Raw genomic sequence first — 20181 nt, forward strand, 5'->3', positions numbered from 1 at the left:
TAATTTAATGAAAAGTTATTCGGTTATTGAATCAGCACTAAACCGTTTTCTAAACTCTGTTGGGGTAAGGCCTACTCCCTCAGAAAGACCTTCCTAAAAGCGCTAACATCATGATGCCCCACTTCATAAGAGATTTCATAGATTCCTTTTTTAGTTAGTTCGATCAGTTGACATGCATTGTGCAATCGCAATTTTTTCAAGTACTGGAATATGGTTAAGACGACAGCTTTTGTAAATCACCTTTGTAGAGTTATAGGACTAACAAAGTAACTCTCTGCTATGTTCATTACAAAAAAAGGTTTAGCGTAGTGTTCTGATAACTTTTGGGAGGGTCCGTGTAATACCGTTTCGGTGTCTGCTATAACTTCCTGTATCGCAAACTCAGCAAAGTAATCTGCAGCGGAGTAATCACACTAAAAAGGAAAGGAGCAATTTCGAGTTACAAAGTTCCTCGGGTAAAATTCAATACTATCAAGCCCAACCTGACTCATTGCTGGACAAAAAATTAGATAAATTCTGAATCACTTAATGCAAATCAATAAATCATTATGCTACTATACACACATTGTCCCATTTAAATTCACATCCTGTGAACATTAATAATTAAGTAAATAATATGAATTTTGAGACGACACTTAATAGGATTCTAAATGAATCCCACTTATTAAGTGCAGGGAGAGTGCTCTCTTCAATAGAACCAATTATAGATAGACTTCCTAATAATATTTTCTCCACAATTCTTAGAACTCGAATTGAAATAACAAATCAAATAGATGAAAATGCCAAGAACTATAATATTGCAGGTATCTTAGAAACAGAAGCTTTCCAAAAATCGCTACTTTGTAAAATTGATCATTGGCCAATCGAATACTTCTTACTCGAGCAAATTGCAACGAAGTACTTTGGAAACTGGGCAATATTTTGGTGCGAATATGAAATATATATAATTAAATCTAAATACCCTGCAAAAGAATATCATGGTCTCGGTATGGAGCTTCCAATCAAGGAAGAAAACTACGCTTCAACGGTTATCAATGATATTGAAATGTCACAAAGTAAATACTATACCCACCACCACAGTGCCCCATTAGTGCTTAAAGATGCCATATTGCTGATTAATCTTTGTACTTTTATAGCAAAACTTAAATGGTATGAAATGTTAGAAACATTAGCTCTCTCTCAAACAGGGTGTCATTTTATACTTAAGTGCGAAACTGAAACGAAAGAGCTTCCTGTCATTGTTTCTTCTGCTAAAATTCAAGGTTGGAATGACTCTTCACAATGGCTCTATTTCACGCCCTTTTTCAAGCCTGATAATTGGAACTTATGCCTACCTAAATCTTTTGAAGAGAAATATATCGATTTAGAAGTGTTACAACCTGACTTTAAGCCAAGACTGGAATCAGCCAAGAACTTTGAAAACCACCTGTGGAATAGTCTTCAAAGAACAGATAAGATTTGTGAAGTTTTACGCCTCACAGTGAGCGGAAGCATGCAACAGTGCGCATTTTACTTATACCTAGCTCAGAAGCATCTAATGCGACACTTAGACGAACTAGGTTACAGATTGACGTTCACGATAATTGAACAGCCTTGGATGATTCGTTTCTACAATACCTTACAACTTAATGGGTACTTTCACACAAGTCGAAAAGACCTCAACGATACGGGAAGATTCACATACAAAGGCGCGTGGGTTGTACCTAACTTAAGAAAAGAATTAGATAGCTTGTGCTTTCGTAAATATAAACAAAGAGTTGTTATCGGAAAAGAAAGACTCGAGACAGATTAGTGACGGAAACCCTCATCACAAACATTCTGAATAGCAGAGCTATCATATTAGTACTAGCATGAGCGTCTTTTTTTGTCGATCGCTCTATTTTAGTCGGGGGCCGAAAAGCTTGGGTGATTCGGCCAACCATAGATAATTGCTGCTATCGTATTGTCTGAGAGGCTTTGTGGCGTAATTCAGCGGAACTAAATCCAAAGCCTACGCTCTGACCAGTTACGGCCACTGTCCCTCGTAACCAAGCTCCCATAGGATGCGAGCTCGAAGCTCTGCAACGTACTGCTCCATGAATGAGTCGTTTCCATAGGTCTCGAATAAGCTTCACAAATGGCTCTTGCATCATTTGCATCGCTCTTTTGTCTACCCACAAGAAGCTTAACATGCTGTGCTGAAATGAATGATACCTTAAAGCCAAGTCTTTCTAAGGCTTGCTTCAATAGCATGATGAAGCGCATGACCCCGTAGCCAGTAGAGTGTTATCTAGAAGCTAAGGGATTGTATGGGGCAGTTTAACTCGAGCAACCTTACGATTTAACGAGATAATACCGTCAATATTCAATACACATACTTGAAAGCAATTTTTAGCTAAATCGATACCGACAGTTTTAATAGATATGGCTGTTACTTCTAACCTTGATGGCTTTGCCTGTCGTGTAGTACAACAATGTTAGAGGGGAGGCACGTCCATAATATCAAAGTCCTTTATCTTATTCGAGAAATTACATAAAACCTGAATTATTTAATGCAAATTAACAACTTATTATGCTACTATCAACACAAAATTCCACCTATTAAGTGCAGAGAGAGCACTCTGGCAATATTTTGGTGCGAATATGAAATATATATAATTAAACCTAAATATCCAGCAAAAGAATATCAGGGTCTCGATATGGAGCATCCAATCAAGGAAGAAAACTACGCTTCAACGGTTATCAATGATATTAAAATGCCACAAAGTAAATACTACACCCGCCACTACAGTGCCCTTTTAGTGCTTAAAGATCTCACATTGCTGATTAATATTTGTACTTTTATAGCAAAGCTTAAATGGTATGAAATGTTGGAAACAATAGCTCCCTCTCGAACAGGATGTCATTTTATACTTAAGTGTGAAACTGAAATGACAGAGCTTCCTGTCATTGTCTCTTCTGCTAAAATTCAAAGTTGGAATGACTCTTCACAATGGCTCTATTTCACGCCCTTTTTCAAGCCAAGACAGGAATCGGCCAAGAACCTTGAAAACCACCCTTGGAATAGTCTTCATATAACGGACAAGATTTGTGAAGTTTTACGCCTCACAGTGAACGGAAGCATGCAGCAGTGCGCGTTTTACCTATACCTAACTCAGAAGCGCCTAATGAAACACCTAGACGAACTAGGTTACAAATTGACGCTCACGATAATCGAACAGCCTTGGATGATTCGCTTCTACAATACCTTACAACTTAATTGGTACTCTCACACAAGTCGAAAAGACTTCAACGATACGAGGAGATTCACATTCAAAGGCGCGTGGGTTGTACCTAACTTAAGAAAAGAATTAGATAGCTTGTGCTTTCGTAAATATAAACCGAGAATTATTATCGGAAAAGAAAGGGGGGAAATAGATTAGATGACTGAAACCTTTATTACACACATGCTGTACAGCAAAGCTATCGTGTTAACACTAGCATCTTTTTTAGTTCTGACATGGGTATCTTTTTTTTGTCGCTCGCTTTATCTCAATCGGGGACCAAGAAGCATCGGCAATTATACGTTTTACATCATCTATACAATCGGGTTATTTTTTTGGATCCTAAGCAATGCGTACTTCCATAGCGGTTTTTTGTTACTTTACTCTAAGCAAGCTGCTATCAAAATGGCGATCCTCGCTAATATTTCTGCATATATTGCATTCGCTGCGGCATATTTATTCTCATGCAGACTCAGAGAAAGTATATCGAGAAAGCCCACCCCTAAATTGCAATATGCATTGTTAATATGCTTTACAGTATTCACTGCCATAATCAATACCTACAAAGGACTTGCTGTCGTCGATGTTGTTATCTTAGCCCCGAGCCAGTTTAGTATAGTGTTTGGCCCTTACACGAAGTTTTTTTTCTATGTGCTTACGTTTCTGATCGCTTTAACTTTCATGAATTTGCTATATCTTAGAAACGCATCTGGGCGACTAGGCCAAACAAAGTCCAATTACATGATTGCTGGTATCGCAATTTTCATGACTTCAACAGCAATCTTCCAATTGGGATTTACTTATATATTACATGACTTTTCATTAACTTGGCTGCCACCTGCACTATCAATTAGCGAAATGTTCTTTGTTGGCTACGCTTTGCTTACATCACGCTTTTACAGTACAAAGCACATCGCCTTTATCACACTGTCTGTCATAGGCACCAGTGCCGTGTTCGCATTGTCTATCTCGTCTCTCAGTACTATGTTTAGTACATATAACGAAACAGTTGTAGCGGGCACACTTTGCTTCTTAGTTGGCCTAACTTGGACAAAGATTTACTACATAGTAAAACGCGCTGTCGCCAGAGTTCTGTATGGTTCACCATATACACCTGTGGAACAAGTTATTGCCCTAGAGCGCGACTTTCAATATTCAACTCGTAACCCAATTGAAAGACTTGCAGAGCTATTGAATATTCCTCACGAAAAATTACAGCTAGTCACAAATAACTATCAAGACATACCCTATGCGAAGTATTTATCCTCAAAAAAATCTATTCTCATTGTCGACGAAATCGCTAACGAACTTAGTGATTCACAATCCAATTTAGATGATACGCTGAGCGAGCTGCACACGAAAATGCACTTGAGTAACACAGCACTAGTTTTACCGCTTTACGATCATGACGCAAAAGTCTCTCATCTACTTATCTCCTCGCACAAAAAGGATGGTTCACTATTTTCTAACGAAGAGATAAGTGCACTTCAAAAGGTCTTCTCGAAAGTGCAAACTTATATCAATGCGAATAGAAAAGTCTCAAAATCCCAAGCCCTCGCTAATTCTATCGCACATGAAATGCGTAACCCACTCGCCCAAGTACAATTACAATTCGAGCATTTGAAACTACAGGTCTCTAATGAGGAACCAGTCCAAAGTATTCTAGGATCGATAGATAAGGGCACCTCAGCGGTCCTGAGAGGACAACAGTTAATTGATATCATCCTACGGGAGGCTCGCCACACTTCTTTGCAGCAAGAACCCACTTCACCTAGTTCAATTTCCCAAGCTCTTTCAACTGCTTTAGGACGTTACGGATTCGAAAACGAATCGTTTCGCCAGCGTATTCACTTTACTGGCGCTAATGATTTTATCGCTAATATTAACGACACTCTTTTTAGCTTTGTCGTATTCAATTTGCTTAGAAATGCGATTTATTATTTCGACTCTTATCCTGACAGCCAAATTGAAATCACACTAAAGGGAGGAGAGCACGAGAACTGTATACTTTTCCGTGATTCAGGCCCAGGCATCAAACCAACTCTTAGACACAAGATTTTCGATGATTTTTTTACACACAACAAGAATGGTGGCACTGGCCTAGGTTTAGGCTATTGCCAACGTGTGATGAAAACATTTGGTGGCAGGATTGAATGCTTTTCAGAGCTTGATGAATTCACCGAATTCCAACTATATTTCCCAGTTGTATCGGTTCACCCCACTATTTCTTTGCCTATCACATCAAATGACTCAACCGATAGGGACACAATAGACACTGGCTTCTCAGGGTTAACTCCAGTCAATATCAAAACGCCTGTAGGCACCACAAAAAAGACAGTACTTGTCGTTGATGATAAAGAGGTCCAACGGGTATTGGTAAAAATGTACCTAGAGCAATTGGATATCAATGTGATTCAAGCCGATAATGGCGAAACTGCTGTGAGTATTTTCCACTCAAATGACGTCGACTTGGTATTGATGGACATACAAATGCCAAAAATGAATGGATTTGAAGCAAGTAAGTTAATCAAAGAGATTTCTCCTCTAATACCAATCATCGCTTTATCAGGGGAGTCTGGAGAGCACGAATTAGATATGGTCAACGAGTTGATGGACGGTAGGTTGGAAAAACCAACTTCGTTAAACGCTTTGCGTCATACTTTGGACAACTGGTTAAGCAGAGACATTGTATTAAGCTCTATTGAAACTGAGAGAGGATAGTTAACAGCTAAAGTCAGCTTTATTGCACTTCCCAGCCCGCTTTGTCTTTTACTAGCGCATAAACCCTAATGCATAACAGACCACCAAAACGCTCATTCTTTTGAGGCATGAGCTACGCACAGTAAAATGCCACGAGTTTCGAATCTTAACAAAGAGTTATGTTTGTACTTCCGATTTCCAATAGTCATAAAGGCACTTGATGTCAGACGAACATAGTTGTTTCATGCAACCTTTTAGCTTTGACTCTGGCCAGTCCCACCACTTCATTTCAAGCAACATGGCTATCTGTGACTCAGAAAATCGATACTTAATGTGCTTAGCAGGGTTAGAACCAACAACCTCGTACGGTGCGACATCTTTGGTGACAACAGCACGGCTTGCTATGACCGCACCGTGACCGACTTTAACACCAGCCATTATCATCGCTTCAGAGCCAATCCATACATCGTTTCCGATGATAGTGTCTCCTGCACGTTTAAACCCATCCTCAGCGAAAGCAAAGTCGTCATTGTCCTGATAAAAAAACGGAAAAGTACTAATCCAATCATTTCGATGCCCTTGGTTTCCTGCCATCATGAACACTGCGCCTGAACCAATAGAGCAGTAACTACCAATGATGAGTTTGTCGACATCATCGCGATCTGGATTCAGATATCGAGCACAGTCATCGAAGCTATGGTTGTGATAATAGCCTGAATAATAGCTATGTTTACCAACGATGATGTTCGGATTTGTTACTTGTTCAATTAAAGGAACGCCTGCAAAAGCAGATTCAAAGTAGTTCATATTTCGATCCCCCTCGAAGCACATAACGCCGACTTAAATGGTAAGCAATGCGCTGCCGCGATATAACACCTTAACGACTAAACGCAACGCATAGCAAAAGTGCCAAGCGTTGCGAATCTATTTTATAAAAGGTTATACCCAAGTGACTTCAAGATGCAGGATTCAGAGCGTTTTCATTGATTCGAGAGCAAGGAAAACAACGCAGTGTAATAGCCAGCTCTTTCCAAGTTGTTTGACGCAGCAATCGGATCAATGACACGCTCCCAAAGGGCGAGGTTACTTGGGTATACTATGATAACGTCTCGTCACCAATTGGGTGCAGCTGACTCTTCAACCCCAGCAGGAAACTTTGAAGAACTTGGTCTTTACATTCTCTGTAATGCTTATTCTCCGGCTTACGGAAAAAGGCACTTAGTTCATGCTTGCTCAAACGAAAATCAGCAAGTTGCAGAATTTCGAGAATATCCTCGGCTTTCAAGTCCAAAGCAATGCGTAACTTTTGGAACACAATATTATTACTCAATTTCTCTTCTGGTTTAGGCTGCTCACCTTCACGTTTGCCGCGCTTGAAATTGATGAAGCCGTTTAGAAACACCGCGAACTCTGTATCACTAAGTTCGACAAACGATTCATCGTCCTCTTTTTTCAGCCAGCAGGTGACTTGTTCATCCGTTACAGTTAAGTCTGCTAAAGAAAAAATTGCAGTCATTACACTGTCTTTCAAATCAAACGTATGACGTACATCGCGTAAAATATCATTATTGGTCAAATTAGTTCCTAGTCTTAGGTAAATCCAGTGCGATCAACGTGATTACTGGAAGACTGTGATTTTATCAGGTTTACGGTCTACTTTGCGAGAGAATCATAACCCCCCATAAAGGATACCCACATCGAAAATGCCGCTAATGCCTGTTAACCGCAGCCACCGACGGATGACCCAACGCCCCTTCAATGCTGAACACTGCAATTCAACTGAACATAATAAGCAATGAATACGCTCCTTTCTCTGAATATCCTAAAAACACTGTTTTGTTACTAATCCGTAAACAATTGAACAAAGAGAGCCAATCCCTCACTTTTTTAGTAACTAACGAGAAAGTTATCAATCATAATACACCAAATAAATCAACACAAAAGACCAATAAAAATAACACCAAGCAAACATTTAGACCAAGAACAAACTAAAACTAGACACAAAATATTACCAAGTTAAGATATGTGATATTCAGCAAGATATGGCTGAATTTATAAATTAAAGATAACTATTAATCAGGACGCCTTAGCAACGCAAAAACAGAGTTTAGCCTTATCTAATCGGGCACATTACGCCGTGTGATGACTGAAATTGCACAGTTGCTGAGGTAAAAATTGCAGGAATGATGTATGCAACACAACAGTCTCGTTGCCCGATACGCTCGTGGTAACCTCGTTCTCCAAATCTTAGTCGGTATCGTATTCGGTGCCCTGCTCGCAGTAATTTCGCCAAGCCACGCTCAAAGCGTTGGTATGCTGGGTAGCCTGTTCGTTGGTGCTTTGAAAGCGATTGCACCAGTATTGGTATTCATCTTGGTTGCTGCATCAATCGCAAACCAAAAGAAAAACCAACACACTTACATGCGTCCAATCGTCGTTCTTTACTTGGCCGGTACCTTTTTTGCAGCATTAACCGCAGTGTTACTTAGTTTCCTTTTCCCGACCACTTTAACACTAGTAACGGGTGCGGAAGGTGCGACACCACCACAGGGTATTGCAGAAGTACTACAAACCTTGCTGTTCAAACTGGTTGATAACCCAGTAAACGCACTAGTAGAAGCGAACTACGTCGGTATTCTTGCTTGGGGTGTCGGCCTTGGTCTTGCGCTTCACCACGCATCAGCCACAACAAAAGCGGTATTCGAAGACTTAAGCCACAGTGTTTCTCACATTGTTCGCTTCATTATTCGTCTTGCACCTTTCGGTATCTTTGGTCTGGTTGCATCAACGTTCGCAACAACAGGTTTTGACGCACTAGCAAGCTACGCTCGCCTTCTAGCGGTACTACTGGGGTCAATGATGATCATCGCACTGGTTGTTAACCCAGCAATTGTGTACTTCAAAACCAAAGAAAACCCGTACCCATTGGTGCTGCAATGTCTGCGTGAAAGTGGCGTAACGGCATTCTTCACGCGTTCAAGTGCCGCGAACATTCCTGTCAACATGAACCTATGTAAGAAGTTAGATCTAGACGAAGACACTTACTCTGTATCTATCCCACTGGGTGCGACAATTAATATGGCGGGCGCGGCAATCACCATCACTACGCTAACACTTGCTGCCGTGCACACTGTGGGTATCGAAGTTGACCTATTGACAGCTGTCCTGCTTAGTATTGTTGCAGCAGTGTCAGCATGTGGCGCATCTGGCGTTGCAGGTGGCTCTCTACTGCTTATCCCACTAGCGTGTGGCCTGTTTGGTATTTCAAATGATGTGGCAATGCAGGTTGTCGCGGTTGGCTTTATCATTGGTGTGATTCAAGACTCTGCTGAAACCGCTCTAAACAGCTCAACAGACGTGATCTTCACTGCCGCTGTTTGTAAGTCAGAACAACGAAAAGCACAGTAAGACCGCAATATAGTCCGCGAGACATCCAGAATTAATGAACGGGGGCCAACACGGCCCCTTTTTTTTGTTTACACGTCACTTAATGCAGGAACACCAAACTAAGCAAAAATCCAAGTGGTCAATATAAACCAACATAATACATTGACCATTCTCACACTTTACATCAGAACCTTCTTAAATACGCGATTTTCTCTTAGACTTTAAAAATTCGATGCGTAAACTTTCGCCCATATGCACATGATTGAAATTAAAGTAAGGATGCACCGATTGTGTTGTTGTCTGGATTCTCGCTTAAGGAATGGCTGCTAACCGCTGTCTTGCTCGGTGGATTCACTGTATTTGTCATTAAGCATTCTCATCAACGTACCTCAAAAGCCCGCAGCGCAGCGGTTCAAGTACTCTACGCAGACATGCAATACCAAGTCTCCATTCTCAATCAAAATGCTAAAGCCTTTAAACAAGGTGAAAAGACAAGTCAGTGCGTACTAACGCCCGTAGGTTATCAAGAGTTTTACAATGGCTATCCAAAGACCCAAAGTGAATGTGGTGAGCTTATTGGTTTTTTTGACAATCTAACTATCGACGACGAGATGAAGCAAACGGATTTAGTCTTTATAGAGAACGACCTCTATTCCATTGTTGGTTATGGCGATGATGAATCACCTGAGTCATTGATGGAAAGTCAGTGTTACGCCTACTATCGAATGGACAGTAAAGGTGTTGATGGGCATAGCTTTAACATCGACACAACAGGCTGCTAATCATGTACAAAAGGGAGCGCTGGGCTCCCTAAATTAACACTGCTGAAAATGTTATGACTTAGCTTAACATCACAGCTTCCAACGGGAAGTGCTTGCTAGGCTCTACAAACTCTTGTTGTGCGGCAATGGTTTGCAGTTCCCATTCCCCCGCCTGATAAGTCGCATTAAGCACGCCGTAACATGCATCATGACAATGCTGAAAAGCTTGCCTTGCTGGCCAACCTTTCAGCAAGCCAGCGGTGAAGATAGCCGAGATCAAATCGCCTACACCAACAGGCGCTTTGGCGAATTCGAAATGAGGCCGCTTTGCCAGATAGCAGCCATCTTGCGTTGCAAGCAACATATTGAAACTGTCGTCTGACAAACAGTACAAATGTTTTACTAACACCACTTTCGGACCTTTCGCTAGCGCACGCTGACAAGCTGTAATTACATCATTGAGCGTGTGAATTTCCATCTCTGCAAATTGACTTAACTCGAACTGGTTAGGCACAATCACGTCTGCCATTGGCATGAGGCGGTTTAATAAGTTTTCTGCAATCCCCGGAGCCACAATACAGCCTTTGTCCGGCGCCCCCATTACAGGATCGCACACGTAGAGCGCGTCTGGGTTTGCTTGTTTTACTTTGGTGACGGTATCTTCAACTGCTAGACACTGCTCTGCGCTGCCTTGGTAGCCCGTCAGAACCGCTTGACACTTATTTAACGCGCCGATATTACCAAGACCACGAACCAGTTCGCTGATGTCATCAGCCGAGAACGCACGTCCTGTCCAGCCTTCTTGGTATTGAGTGTGGTTAGAGAATTGAACAGTATGAATCGGCCATACTTCGAAGCCCATACGTTGCATCGGGAAAACAGCGCTGCTGTTACCAGCATGACCAAAAGAAACATGAGATTGTATAGAGAGGATACCTTGCATAGTACCAGACCTCTTCTTGTTGTTATAAATAGTTTAAAGACAGCGGCGAGCGCGAAATTTTCTCAACCAGTAGTGTATACGACAAGCCTAGATGAACTCACTTAATTTTAGCCTCCTTCGCTGAATTGGCTGGAGACCTGGCTTGCAATACCATTTCTTAATTTCCATATTATCTAATTAAGCACCATTTCTTGAGGTACTCTTAGTCTCAATTCAATCCAGATGACACTTGGAATGACAGACTGCAAGGTCTCACCGCCAAGTTTAACAGCTTGACTCACGACTTTTCGTCCTCCAATTGTCAAAAATGAGTTTTCACATCGTGTCGGCTTGTTGCCAAACCCTCTCTTAATTAAGCGGTCTTTTACATAGAAACCTCGCACTTGATGTGAGGTTTCTTGTAATAAGACTCTTAACAACTATAACTCATCTTCTAATATTCTAAGTTTTGAGTTTTTCGTTGGAAACGCGGTGATAACGAAACCGTCACTGCCGACCACAATGGTGACATTCGTGAACAAATAGTGGAAGCGACCATATACAAATGTCACTGCGGCATAATCTCTTCGTTGTCCGCCCTCACCTGTCCTCATTGTAATATGAGGATTACCATCAGTACTGGTTAAAGCCGCCATAATCATTCGGGCCAACATCACTCGGTTATGAAAACCATGCTGCGCAAAGTCTACTTGGTGACCACCTGCTTTCTTTGTCCATATATGCGCCAGACCGAATCCTGCCCGCTCACCGCGACGTCCATTATCGGCATCGGATAGAACCACAAACCTGCGATTATTTCCCGCTGCCGCGCCATCATAGGCAATTGCCCATGAATGTGCCGCCAATTCATCTATGCTCATGCGTGAACTTACGCCACTGTGATTAAATGCTCGAATCATATTGTGAAAGTTTTGAGAGCCTGAAAGTCTGGTGAAATATTGCCTCCCAGTTTGCAAGAGCGGAGGTAAGCTCACCACAGCTTCTGTTGTTCCCTTACTTGCTCTCCTCCGTAATTTTGTCACACACTGGAAGCTATCATCAGCTTTAACCTCTGTATTGCCATTAGCGCAAGCTCCCGTCAGGACGTTGTCATTACGCTTTTGGCCTTTATTAGCTCGTTGTGAAACAAGTTGTTTCGGTTTTACGTTCGATGCATTGGCAATTTGCATGGCACTATTTAATAGGTCGATTGCAACCTCAGGGTTACGGTTAATAAAGTCATTGAGATGATCATTGCCAGTATTAACCGAAAGTGCAGGGCTCGCTCCTTGCTCAGCGAGATTCAGATGTTCTTGGACATCATAAATGACAGCTGCAAGCTGATCGTGGGTGAGGTCGCCCATCAGGTTAATTGCGTCATTTTGTTCCGTGGTACATGTTCCCTCATTCTCATCGGTATTCACATTGTCATTACAAACCAGTACATTCATTGCAGTGTTAAACGCATCGGGGTTATCACTATGTGGCCGAGCTTCTATCACTTCATAAACCACATTATCGATGTTCCCCATTGTCTGAGACTCATCAATAATAAGAGGGGGGACGTTGGCTATTGGTTGATGGTTTTGAACACCACAGACGCTTGGCTCTCCGAACCACCTTGCAAATCCCCAAGCACCAAGGCTTTGCAGCGACTGAATAAAATCTTCAAGACACCTTCTTTGTCGGCTGTGTGCATTTGGCAGCTCCAAAGGGATTACAGTTTGTTGAGCTAAAATGAGGTTATCTACGTCGCCAGCGTACCTATTGTCTGGAGTGCGATTAGAAAATACACTGATATGTTTCGCGCTAAAATAGCGATCATTGATGGCTTCAGAACTTGTGCTGTAAAGAAGATGATAAGAAGACCACTGGTTTTGTGAATAATCATCGGTTCGGAAGTGGATAGGGCTAGCGAGCAGTGAGTCACCCACGACCGTAACACCAGTTTCTGGGAAATATTCCGCATCATTCAGCTCGAAAGAAATGTTTGTTTTTTCGTTTAGTCGTTTTTGTGCTTTATCAGAAAAAATATTCAATGTTACTAGGGCATACCCTTCTTCAATACTTTCCTCAAGATTAAGCTCAAATTCCCAATACTTCATGAGAGGGTTACCAGAACCAGGCGTATAGAGCTTAGAATCCGACATTAGGGGACTAGGACCTAATGCTCGATCTCCTGTGCCGTTATACCTCATGCGAAGGTGGCTTCCGTTGATAGCCCCTACTAAGCCTACGTAACCCAAATTTCCATATTGGTCTACCGAGACTTGTGAATCCGCTATCGAATCTTCACCCACAGCTCTAATCATGAAACTTGTGCTATTGTCCGCATTCACTTTTACAAGGACTCTAATTCGACTGACTAAGTTGTCACCATACTTAGCCTGCGATACTTTATCTGTCGTTGCTGTATGGAGAACACCACCACTCAACGCCTGATCAATCGCTAACTCATTATAAATAATCTTTTGGTATTTAGTTTCACTACTGGTGTCAACTGCATAAAAGTTTCCGTCTTGTTTGGTACAAAGACTTTGTACTGTTCGAGTACTTGGATCATTATCTTCAATGCTAACCTTGTACCCAGAAGCATCATGAACCTCATCAATACTGTTGCCAGCGTCAATAGACAGTGTCTTTCCGTTATCTAAAAAATATCTCTCCCAGATGTTAATTTTTCTTTGATCATAGAGCACAGCAGATAACTTTTGGGCTTCTGCTGGTTTGAGAGCGCGATAGCCACTTTCGCACTGCTCACCTTGAACTTCTACATGACTAGGGGTGATATCAATCACGGCCAGTGAACTGGTTGAATAGAGTACAGATAGGAAGAACATTATTTTGTTTTTATGCATTAAACTTACCTCGTTCTTTGGAAAAATAACGTTTTGGATAAGGTGTATATCATTGATAAAAAAAGTAAAAATTGATTTAAAAATAAATAAACACAGGCCTAAAATATGAAATTAAGCCCCATCGTATAAAGATAATTAGGTTGTCTAATTACCTTCGACGATACAGATATCCCGCCCAACAGAGACGAAAAAACGTGCCAAGTTTGGTCGTTTTTTATCAACTTGAAACTTTAATGGACAAGTCGGGTGGGAAATGTCGAACCTAAAGGAATTTGCATTTAGTGGGAGGTAGCGCTACTCACCAATTGTTTTTAAGGACAGATTATTTTTAGGGACAAATTGTTTTTAGGAACAGACAGATTTTAGGAACAAACAGTCACAAGGAACAAATAGCCATTAGGAACAGATAATTGCGAGATTCAAAGTTAAACACGAGAAATGATACTCAAGGAACCTAAAGATGCTTGGTAAGCGAAGATCTGAGGTTCCTTGGTATATACGAGCCTATTTTTACGCTGTACGACCGTGGGAAGACTTATTGAGATTCTGAGGTTGTAAAAAGTCTTGCGTAAAATCGAGTGCTTCTTTCGGTGGCGGTTTTGGTGCAGTGACAACCTCTTGTTGAACTGGCATTTCAGTTTCATGGTTCAACGCTGAAGTACCCTCAATGGGTTTGAGGTCATCGTGATGCTCGTCACTCAACCGTTCATTCAGTTCATCCTCATCAGGAAAATAAGACTCTCGCTTATAGACCTTGTTCAAGGCACGAATAATGGCGTGTTTCTTTACCGTACCTGAGGCAAGTTTTCTTTGTAAGGGCTTAGCGATAGATTGCAAACCCACCACAACATCCACACCAATATTACTGGCGACCTCATCACGCACAACGCGTGCTGGTTCGTAACCCATGTTGGCAGATAAGAACAACCAAATGTACGCAATTGCATTACCTGTTTTGTCAGTGTCTTTCCATGCCTCACCAGCATGATACATGGCCTCTGCACTGCCACCTTCTGCGGCCCTTTCTAGCCAATAACAACCTTTTATTAAGCTCTTTTCTGTTCCCACGCCATTGAGATAGCACAAAGCCACTTGAATTTTACCGTCGACATTGTCTTGTTCTGCGGCTTTCATAAACCAAAACAGAGCATCTGAACGCTGACCAGAAGTGTTCTCCGGTGACCGTTGCCATTCCCCCATATAAAGCATGGCAGGAATGCATCCTTCATCAGCCGCCTCTTCGATCAATTGATGGCCCTTGGGGATATTTTTTTCGGTACCGCGACCAAATACGAGCGCTTTCCCATGGGCAAACTTTGCCTCAACATCCCCTTCTATGCCAGCTATCGCGGTACGCCAGAAATTCGCTTGTTCTTTTAAGATCACATCCTCACATACCCGCTCAGCTAGGCGTACGATGCCATACATACCGGGGACATTATCCAGTTTAGCGGCTTTGTCGTACCAATATAACGCTTGCTTAATATTGTCTCGTTCCGCCTCTTTGGCTAAATAAAGAATGGTCGGCACGTGACCCGTTTCAGCCTTAAATACACGTTCTCTAAGCTCTTGCTCTCGCGCTTTTTGCATCGCCTTGCGATACGCCGTCTCACGTGCTTTCTTCTCTGCTTCAAGACGTCGTTTACGCATCGACAGCGAGATCATCCAAACAAATATCAGGATAAGTGAAAGGCCAGTTGCCACAATAGCAATGCCCATACTACTCATAAACCGCCTCTTTAAGTCAGAACTCATCGTGGCTTCCCATCTTGGAGAAGCCTTCAAATTTTGGGATTGTGCGGCCGCACTTATCACGGCATGCAGCGCACTATTATATACCCAAATGACATCAAGATGCAGGATTCAGAGCCCCCGCAAAGCGAATCGCCTTGGCTTGAATACCTTATTACCGATTCTTGGCAAAGGATCACTCGATCCTTTACATTAACGCCACGCCTGCAAACCACGTCACACTCACTGAGTCAAAATATTCGCGCTAATCCAAGTGATTCACAAAACCCCTGTTATTCACGCCAATCCAAGCATCTTGAGGTTACTTGGGTATAGCCCAAATCATCTCAACAAACTCAGGGTGATCAATAAATGGGTTCCGGTTGCCCTGAAAATCAAACACTCTTTGGTTGCGGCTGATTTCCTTCACGCTCACTGGATCGTTTTTATGCCAACGCTTCAGCATGTTTAACATCCAGGGCTCAAACACTGTTGTGCTGGTACCATTCAATACCGCATCAGAACTGCTTGAATTGTTCTCCCAGTGACCGATGACATCTTCATAACGTGTCGCCATGTAAAAATATGCTCGAGCGAAGTCGCCTTTGAACTCATCAATAGGCTCAAACACTGTACCTACATAGTCCAACGACGTCGCAGCTAGTCCTAGCTTCGAACCATTACTAGAAACATAGGCGCTGCTACCTACTTCACCGAATGGCCAATTGCTGCGCTTAGCATTCACGTAACCATCGGTGGCAAACAAGTGATGACCATCAGAGTTCATCGGCTCTACCTTGCCACCAAACCAACTTTTTGGGAACGAATGCTCACGGTTGTAGCAATCACCCTCGGTTTTATATTGACCACATTGATCCGTAACCTTAGTAAAGTTGATTGTATCGTCACTGGTTGGCTTTTCAGAATACATATCGAGAATGGACCCATCTTGCTCATAGTAGTTATCCAAATCCGCCTCTTTTATCAGAGTCCAAATGGCAGAGTAGCCACGTCTAGTATGGTTCTTGATGATGTTGAACAACGCGGTTTTCAGCTCAAAACCGGTTTTCCCCTGTGCTGCTTTATAGTACTCCCCAACCACTGGCGGTGGCGTCGTTGAATTGCCAAGGGTAAAGGGTGTGGTTTGCGAATTCGTGAAGTCACCACCGGATGCGAGTATCGTCTCCCCTACCATTAGCGTGTATGAACCATTACCATTACCACAACAAATACCATCGCCATAACTATCACTGATCGTAAACTGGTAATCTCCGTTGACCAGACACATGGTTTTTCTATAGGCCTTCGAGGATTCAAAACCCTGTCCGGAAAACAGCACTTGCGATTGCTTATCCTTCAATTCCCAGCTCGTTTCTGAGCCATATCTATCTGTATTCAACGTCAGTGAAACTTCATTGTCATTACACGTTTCTATCGGGGGATGAGTGTCGCCACTTTGATTTGGCTGAAAGTGATCGACATAAACGATTTCTGAACCATCAAAACCTGATTCATCATAAAAGCGCAAACCAACCTTGATCGTTTTGTTTGATGATGCAGTGTAGCTGTGCGTTAGTTGCTGCCATTGATTAATTTGTTGCGGGTTGGAGTACCCATGATACCCGTCAACCACCAAACGTGCTTTGACATGACCTTCGGTGTGATAAACCGCGACAGAAAATGGGTAGGTTTTCCCTTGCTCGACATGAATGGTTTGTAAAAAGTCAGTATCACTTTGAGCACCAGTATTGACGATAACCTGAGCAGCAAGGCCACCTGATTGGTGTGGATTACTGGTGGGTGAAACAGCAATGCCAGAGTCAATCACGGACCACTGCACTGGCGCATTTCCATTCCATTGTTCAAAGTCTCCATTGACGACCCCAGCATAGGAAATTGGAGAACCAATGAGAGCAAAGAGACTGAGGGATTTCGTTATGGAGTTCATTATCATTTGCCATTCGTTGTATAACCCCAGAAAATATAAACATAACAGTTACATATGGATAATTTTTAAATCACATTTTAGGTTGCATATGGGGAAATATTTTCATTATCGTGCGGCACGTCTCACAATTGTGCACCGTTTCTATCACGGATAACACAATGACTGTGCGATATCAAACAAGAGAGGGACAAAGGCAAGGCAAGCGTGTGCAAACAAAATTTCGCGTTCAATTGCCAATAGAGCGGTATTCGATAACGATCTAAAAACGCCGGCCTGCTCAAACACAGCGCCGACGTTAGTACGGAATTATTTGGTATTTATCGCTTTAACAAAGACCTCTTGTGCGCCTTCAATTCCTAACGATTTTGCTTCATCAAGCAGTGTTAGCGCTTTAGGAATATCGTCCGCTGCTACCGATGCCTTGATAGAGCTGTGGTAGTAGCTGGTTAAATCCGTACCTTGCGGGATGTTGTCGCTTTTCGCAACAATCTTAGTATTCACGATGTCGTTCGCAGATACTGAAAAGCGGAACTGACCAAGTAAGCTGTGTTTCGCTTGAGGGTCTGCAATATCTGGCGGCTGAGTATGATTTGCCAGTGCGAAGGCTTTTGCAGGGTGAAGAACTTCAGAGCTTCCTCTTAAATCAGCAGAAGTTGTGTAAACCAATACATGCAAGTCATTACCTGTCATGTCTGGAATCACGTTCATTTCGAGTACGAATTTGTCGTTGTCCAACAGCTTTGCTGGCTCATACTTAAAGGTTGAGAAATCTGCTTGATAAATGGTTTCACCTGCCGTGTTCATCACCACGACGTTAGGTGCGTAAAGCTCTAGATTTTTGTTTACGAATGTCTCTAGTTTAATATCGAGACTGCCACGATTGCCTGGTAATGCGAATGCTGCAATTGCACCTGCGCTATTACCATCCAGTAGCATTTGGCTTTTATCAGTCAAAGCGAACTCAGTAACCGTAGGCACATCAACTGTTACCCAATGAATATCACCCGATTGTGTGATCACTTGTTGTTGACCTTTCGGGCTCATCTCGACTTGTTCTACAGAAGTACATCCTGTAGCCAACATTCCCAACAGCACGGGAGCAAGCCATTTTTTCATTACCGTCTACCTCAACTCATTATTGCTTTTTTTGAAATAAATACAGCCAGATAAGTTTCTGGCTGTATCATCCTAGGACAATTTAAGACTTAGTGGCTAGATGATTACCACCAAGCTTCAGCTTGTACACCGAATTGGAATGTATCGTCTGAACGACCGCCGTCAAATACGTTTGAGTTGTCTTCTTTATCAGCAGTTAGGTATGACGCGTAAACACGGATTTCAGGACGAGCCCAGAAGCTAGAGCCAGCAGACCATGCTTGAGCAACCGTTAGTTTACCGAACTTGTTCTCTGCACCGTCGTTATCATCGATAGAGTAACCTGCTTCGAAGATAGTTTTGTGGTTGTCATCCCATTTGTACATTGGACGCACAACTACAGACATGGTTTCCAACTTGTCTTGGCCAGCCGACATATCTTCACCAACGCCATATACTAACTGGTGACCCATTTCCCAGTTTTCGCCCATGCCGATTACACCCCAGTTGATTAGGCGGTAACCAGATGCGCCACTGTCAGCTTCTGCACCGTACCAGCTACCGTCACCGTAGTATGCCATTGTTTTAGAGTAGCCTTCTGTACCGTACTGGAATACTGTTTTGTTGAAGCCTGAATCTAGACCTTGAGTCAATTCAGCTGTGAACATTACGCCATCTTTAGCGTCTTTTGCTGCATCAGACGCGTCATCAGTTTCGTTAACTAGGGCATAGTTTAAGCCAAGTTCTAGAGAGCCGTTTTCCCATACTGGAAGACCCGCGTAACGTACATCAAGAGTATTAACGTTCGCTGCACCGCCATCGTTGCCTGCATCAGGTGTATCACCAACAGGATTCCAAGGTGGAGTGTCATTGCGGTCGTTACGTACCCAAGCTAGAGATAGTTTGCCTGGACCAGCTTCGATGTTTTCAATACCAGCGCCCGCGCCGGAGATATTCCAGTAATAGAAGTCAGAGATATGGATGTCGTGACGTTGGTAGTAACGCTTACCTGCCCATAGTGTTGCTTCTGGAGCGAAACCTAGAACACCTTTAGCTTGAACGTTGAACTGGCGTAGAGCGAATTCGGCGTCGTCGGTACAGCTGACTGCATCACCTTCATCGTTTAGACCACAGTTAGATGCTGTACCTTCCCAATCGTTAGAGCCGTTAGAAGTTACTGCGATCATCGAATCTACGTAGAACGTTTTACCGTTGTTGTTGTAAACTTCTTGACCTAATTGGATTTCCCCGTAGATGTCGCCTTCGTTACCTAGACGACCAATTTTTTTCTTCTCAAATGTTACTTGTTGACCACCGTCAGCGCTTGCGCCAACACCAGCACGCATGTAACCATGAAAGTCCACTGCGAAAGCAGAACCCGCAGCTAAAGTTGTCACAACCGCCGCCGCAATTACACTTACTTTTTTCATTCTTAACTCCATTAAGGGTATTTCTAATTCTGTCTTCCCTTCCTAATCTTTTGGCAAATATAGACAGTAAAAAACGCGCGAGATAAAGAAAGGTAAGATGGGAACAT

Annotated in this window: 13 protein-coding genes and 1 pseudogene; 5 read left to right on the forward strand and 9 right to left on the reverse strand. The window is 42.5% G+C overall.

Features of this window, described 5'->3' with window-relative positions:
• The first annotated feature begins 616 nt into the window (after positions 1 to 616).
• Positions 617 to 1792, forward strand: a complete 1176-nt coding sequence (locus AND4_RS06305; protein WP_009842097.1) for an acyl-homoserine-lactone synthase — start codon at positions 617 to 619, stop codon at positions 1790 to 1792.
• 302 nt (positions 1793 to 2094) lie between these two features.
• On the opposite strand, the pseudogene AND4_RS20440 reads toward AND4_RS06305, so the two are convergent.
• Positions 2095 to 2405: pseudogene (locus tag AND4_RS20440) on the reverse strand (IS110 family transposase); the annotation flags it as partial.
• A gap of 126 nt (positions 2406 to 2531) precedes the next feature.
• Between AND4_RS20440 and AND4_RS06310 the strand changes: the two are divergent.
• Positions 2532 to 3401, forward strand: a complete 870-nt coding sequence (locus AND4_RS06310; RefSeq protein WP_009842098.1) for an acyl-homoserine-lactone synthase — start codon at positions 2532 to 2534, stop codon at positions 3399 to 3401.
• Positions 3402 to 5963, forward strand: coding sequence for a response regulator (locus AND4_RS06315; RefSeq protein WP_009842099.1), 2562 nt, complete (start codon positions 3402 to 3404; stop codon positions 5961 to 5963).
• Between the two features lie 156 nt (positions 5964 to 6119).
• Here AND4_RS06315 and catB read toward each other — a convergent pair whose 3' ends face one another.
• Together catB and AND4_RS06325 are read right to left on the reverse strand one after the other, a co-directional pair.
• Entirely contained in the window at positions 6120 to 6749 is a 630-nt protein-coding gene (gene catB / locus AND4_RS06320) for a type B chloramphenicol O-acetyltransferase (RefSeq protein WP_009842100.1), read from the reverse strand.
• A gap of 289 nt (positions 6750 to 7038) precedes the next feature.
• A complete protein-coding gene (locus AND4_RS06325) occupies positions 7039 to 7518 on the reverse strand; it encodes a DUF1456 family protein (protein ID WP_009842101.1) in 480 nt (159 codons plus the stop codon).
• A gap of 614 nt (positions 7519 to 8132) precedes the next feature.
• Here AND4_RS06325 and sstT point away from each other — a divergent pair.
• Together sstT and AND4_RS06335 are read left to right on the forward strand one after the other, a co-directional pair.
• Positions 8133 to 9350, forward strand: a complete 1218-nt coding sequence (gene sstT, locus AND4_RS06330; RefSeq protein ID WP_009842102.1) for a serine/threonine transporter SstT — start codon at positions 8133 to 8135, stop codon at positions 9348 to 9350.
• A gap of 266 nt (positions 9351 to 9616) precedes the next feature.
• Positions 9617 to 10111, forward strand: a complete 495-nt coding sequence (locus tag AND4_RS06335) for a hypothetical protein (protein WP_043991504.1) — start codon at positions 9617 to 9619, stop codon at positions 10109 to 10111.
• Between the two features lie 58 nt (positions 10112 to 10169).
• Here the strand turns inward: AND4_RS06335 and pdxY are convergent, their stop codons facing one another.
• The 6 genes from pdxY to AND4_RS06365 all read right to left on the reverse strand — a co-directional run bounded on the left by pdxY (position 10170) and on the right by AND4_RS06365 (position 20074).
• Complete coding sequence (gene pdxY / locus AND4_RS06340; RefSeq protein ID WP_009842104.1) at positions 10170 to 11033, reverse strand: pyridoxal kinase PdxY; 864 nt, start codon at positions 11031 to 11033, stop codon at positions 10170 to 10172.
• Between the two features lie 419 nt (positions 11034 to 11452).
• Positions 11453 to 13870, reverse strand: coding sequence for a hypothetical protein (locus AND4_RS06345; RefSeq protein ID WP_009842106.1), 2418 nt, complete (start codon positions 13868 to 13870; stop codon positions 11453 to 11455).
• A 510-nt stretch (positions 13871 to 14380) separates the two neighbouring features.
• Positions 14381 to 15598 (reverse strand): SEL1-like repeat protein, encoded by a 1218-nt coding sequence (locus AND4_RS06350; RefSeq protein WP_009842107.1) that lies wholly within the window; start codon positions 15596 to 15598, stop codon positions 14381 to 14383.
• 325 nt (positions 15599 to 15923) lie between these two features.
• On the reverse strand, positions 15924 to 17549 hold the full coding sequence (locus AND4_RS06355; protein WP_009842108.1) for an endonuclease: 1626 nt from the start codon (positions 17547 to 17549) through the stop codon (positions 15924 to 15926).
• Between the two features lie 306 nt (positions 17550 to 17855).
• Complete coding sequence (locus tag AND4_RS06360; protein WP_009842109.1) at positions 17856 to 18665, reverse strand: MalM family protein; 810 nt, start codon at positions 18663 to 18665, stop codon at positions 17856 to 17858.
• Positions 18666 to 18769: 104 nt separating this feature from the next.
• Entirely contained in the window at positions 18770 to 20074 is a 1305-nt protein-coding gene (locus tag AND4_RS06365) for a maltoporin (RefSeq protein ID WP_009842110.1), read from the reverse strand.
• Positions 20075 to 20181 lie beyond the last annotated feature (107 nt).

The sequence above is a fragment of the Vibrio sp. AND4 genome (assembly GCF_000171815.1).
Classification (GTDB): Bacteria; Pseudomonadota; Gammaproteobacteria; order Enterobacterales; family Vibrionaceae; genus Vibrio.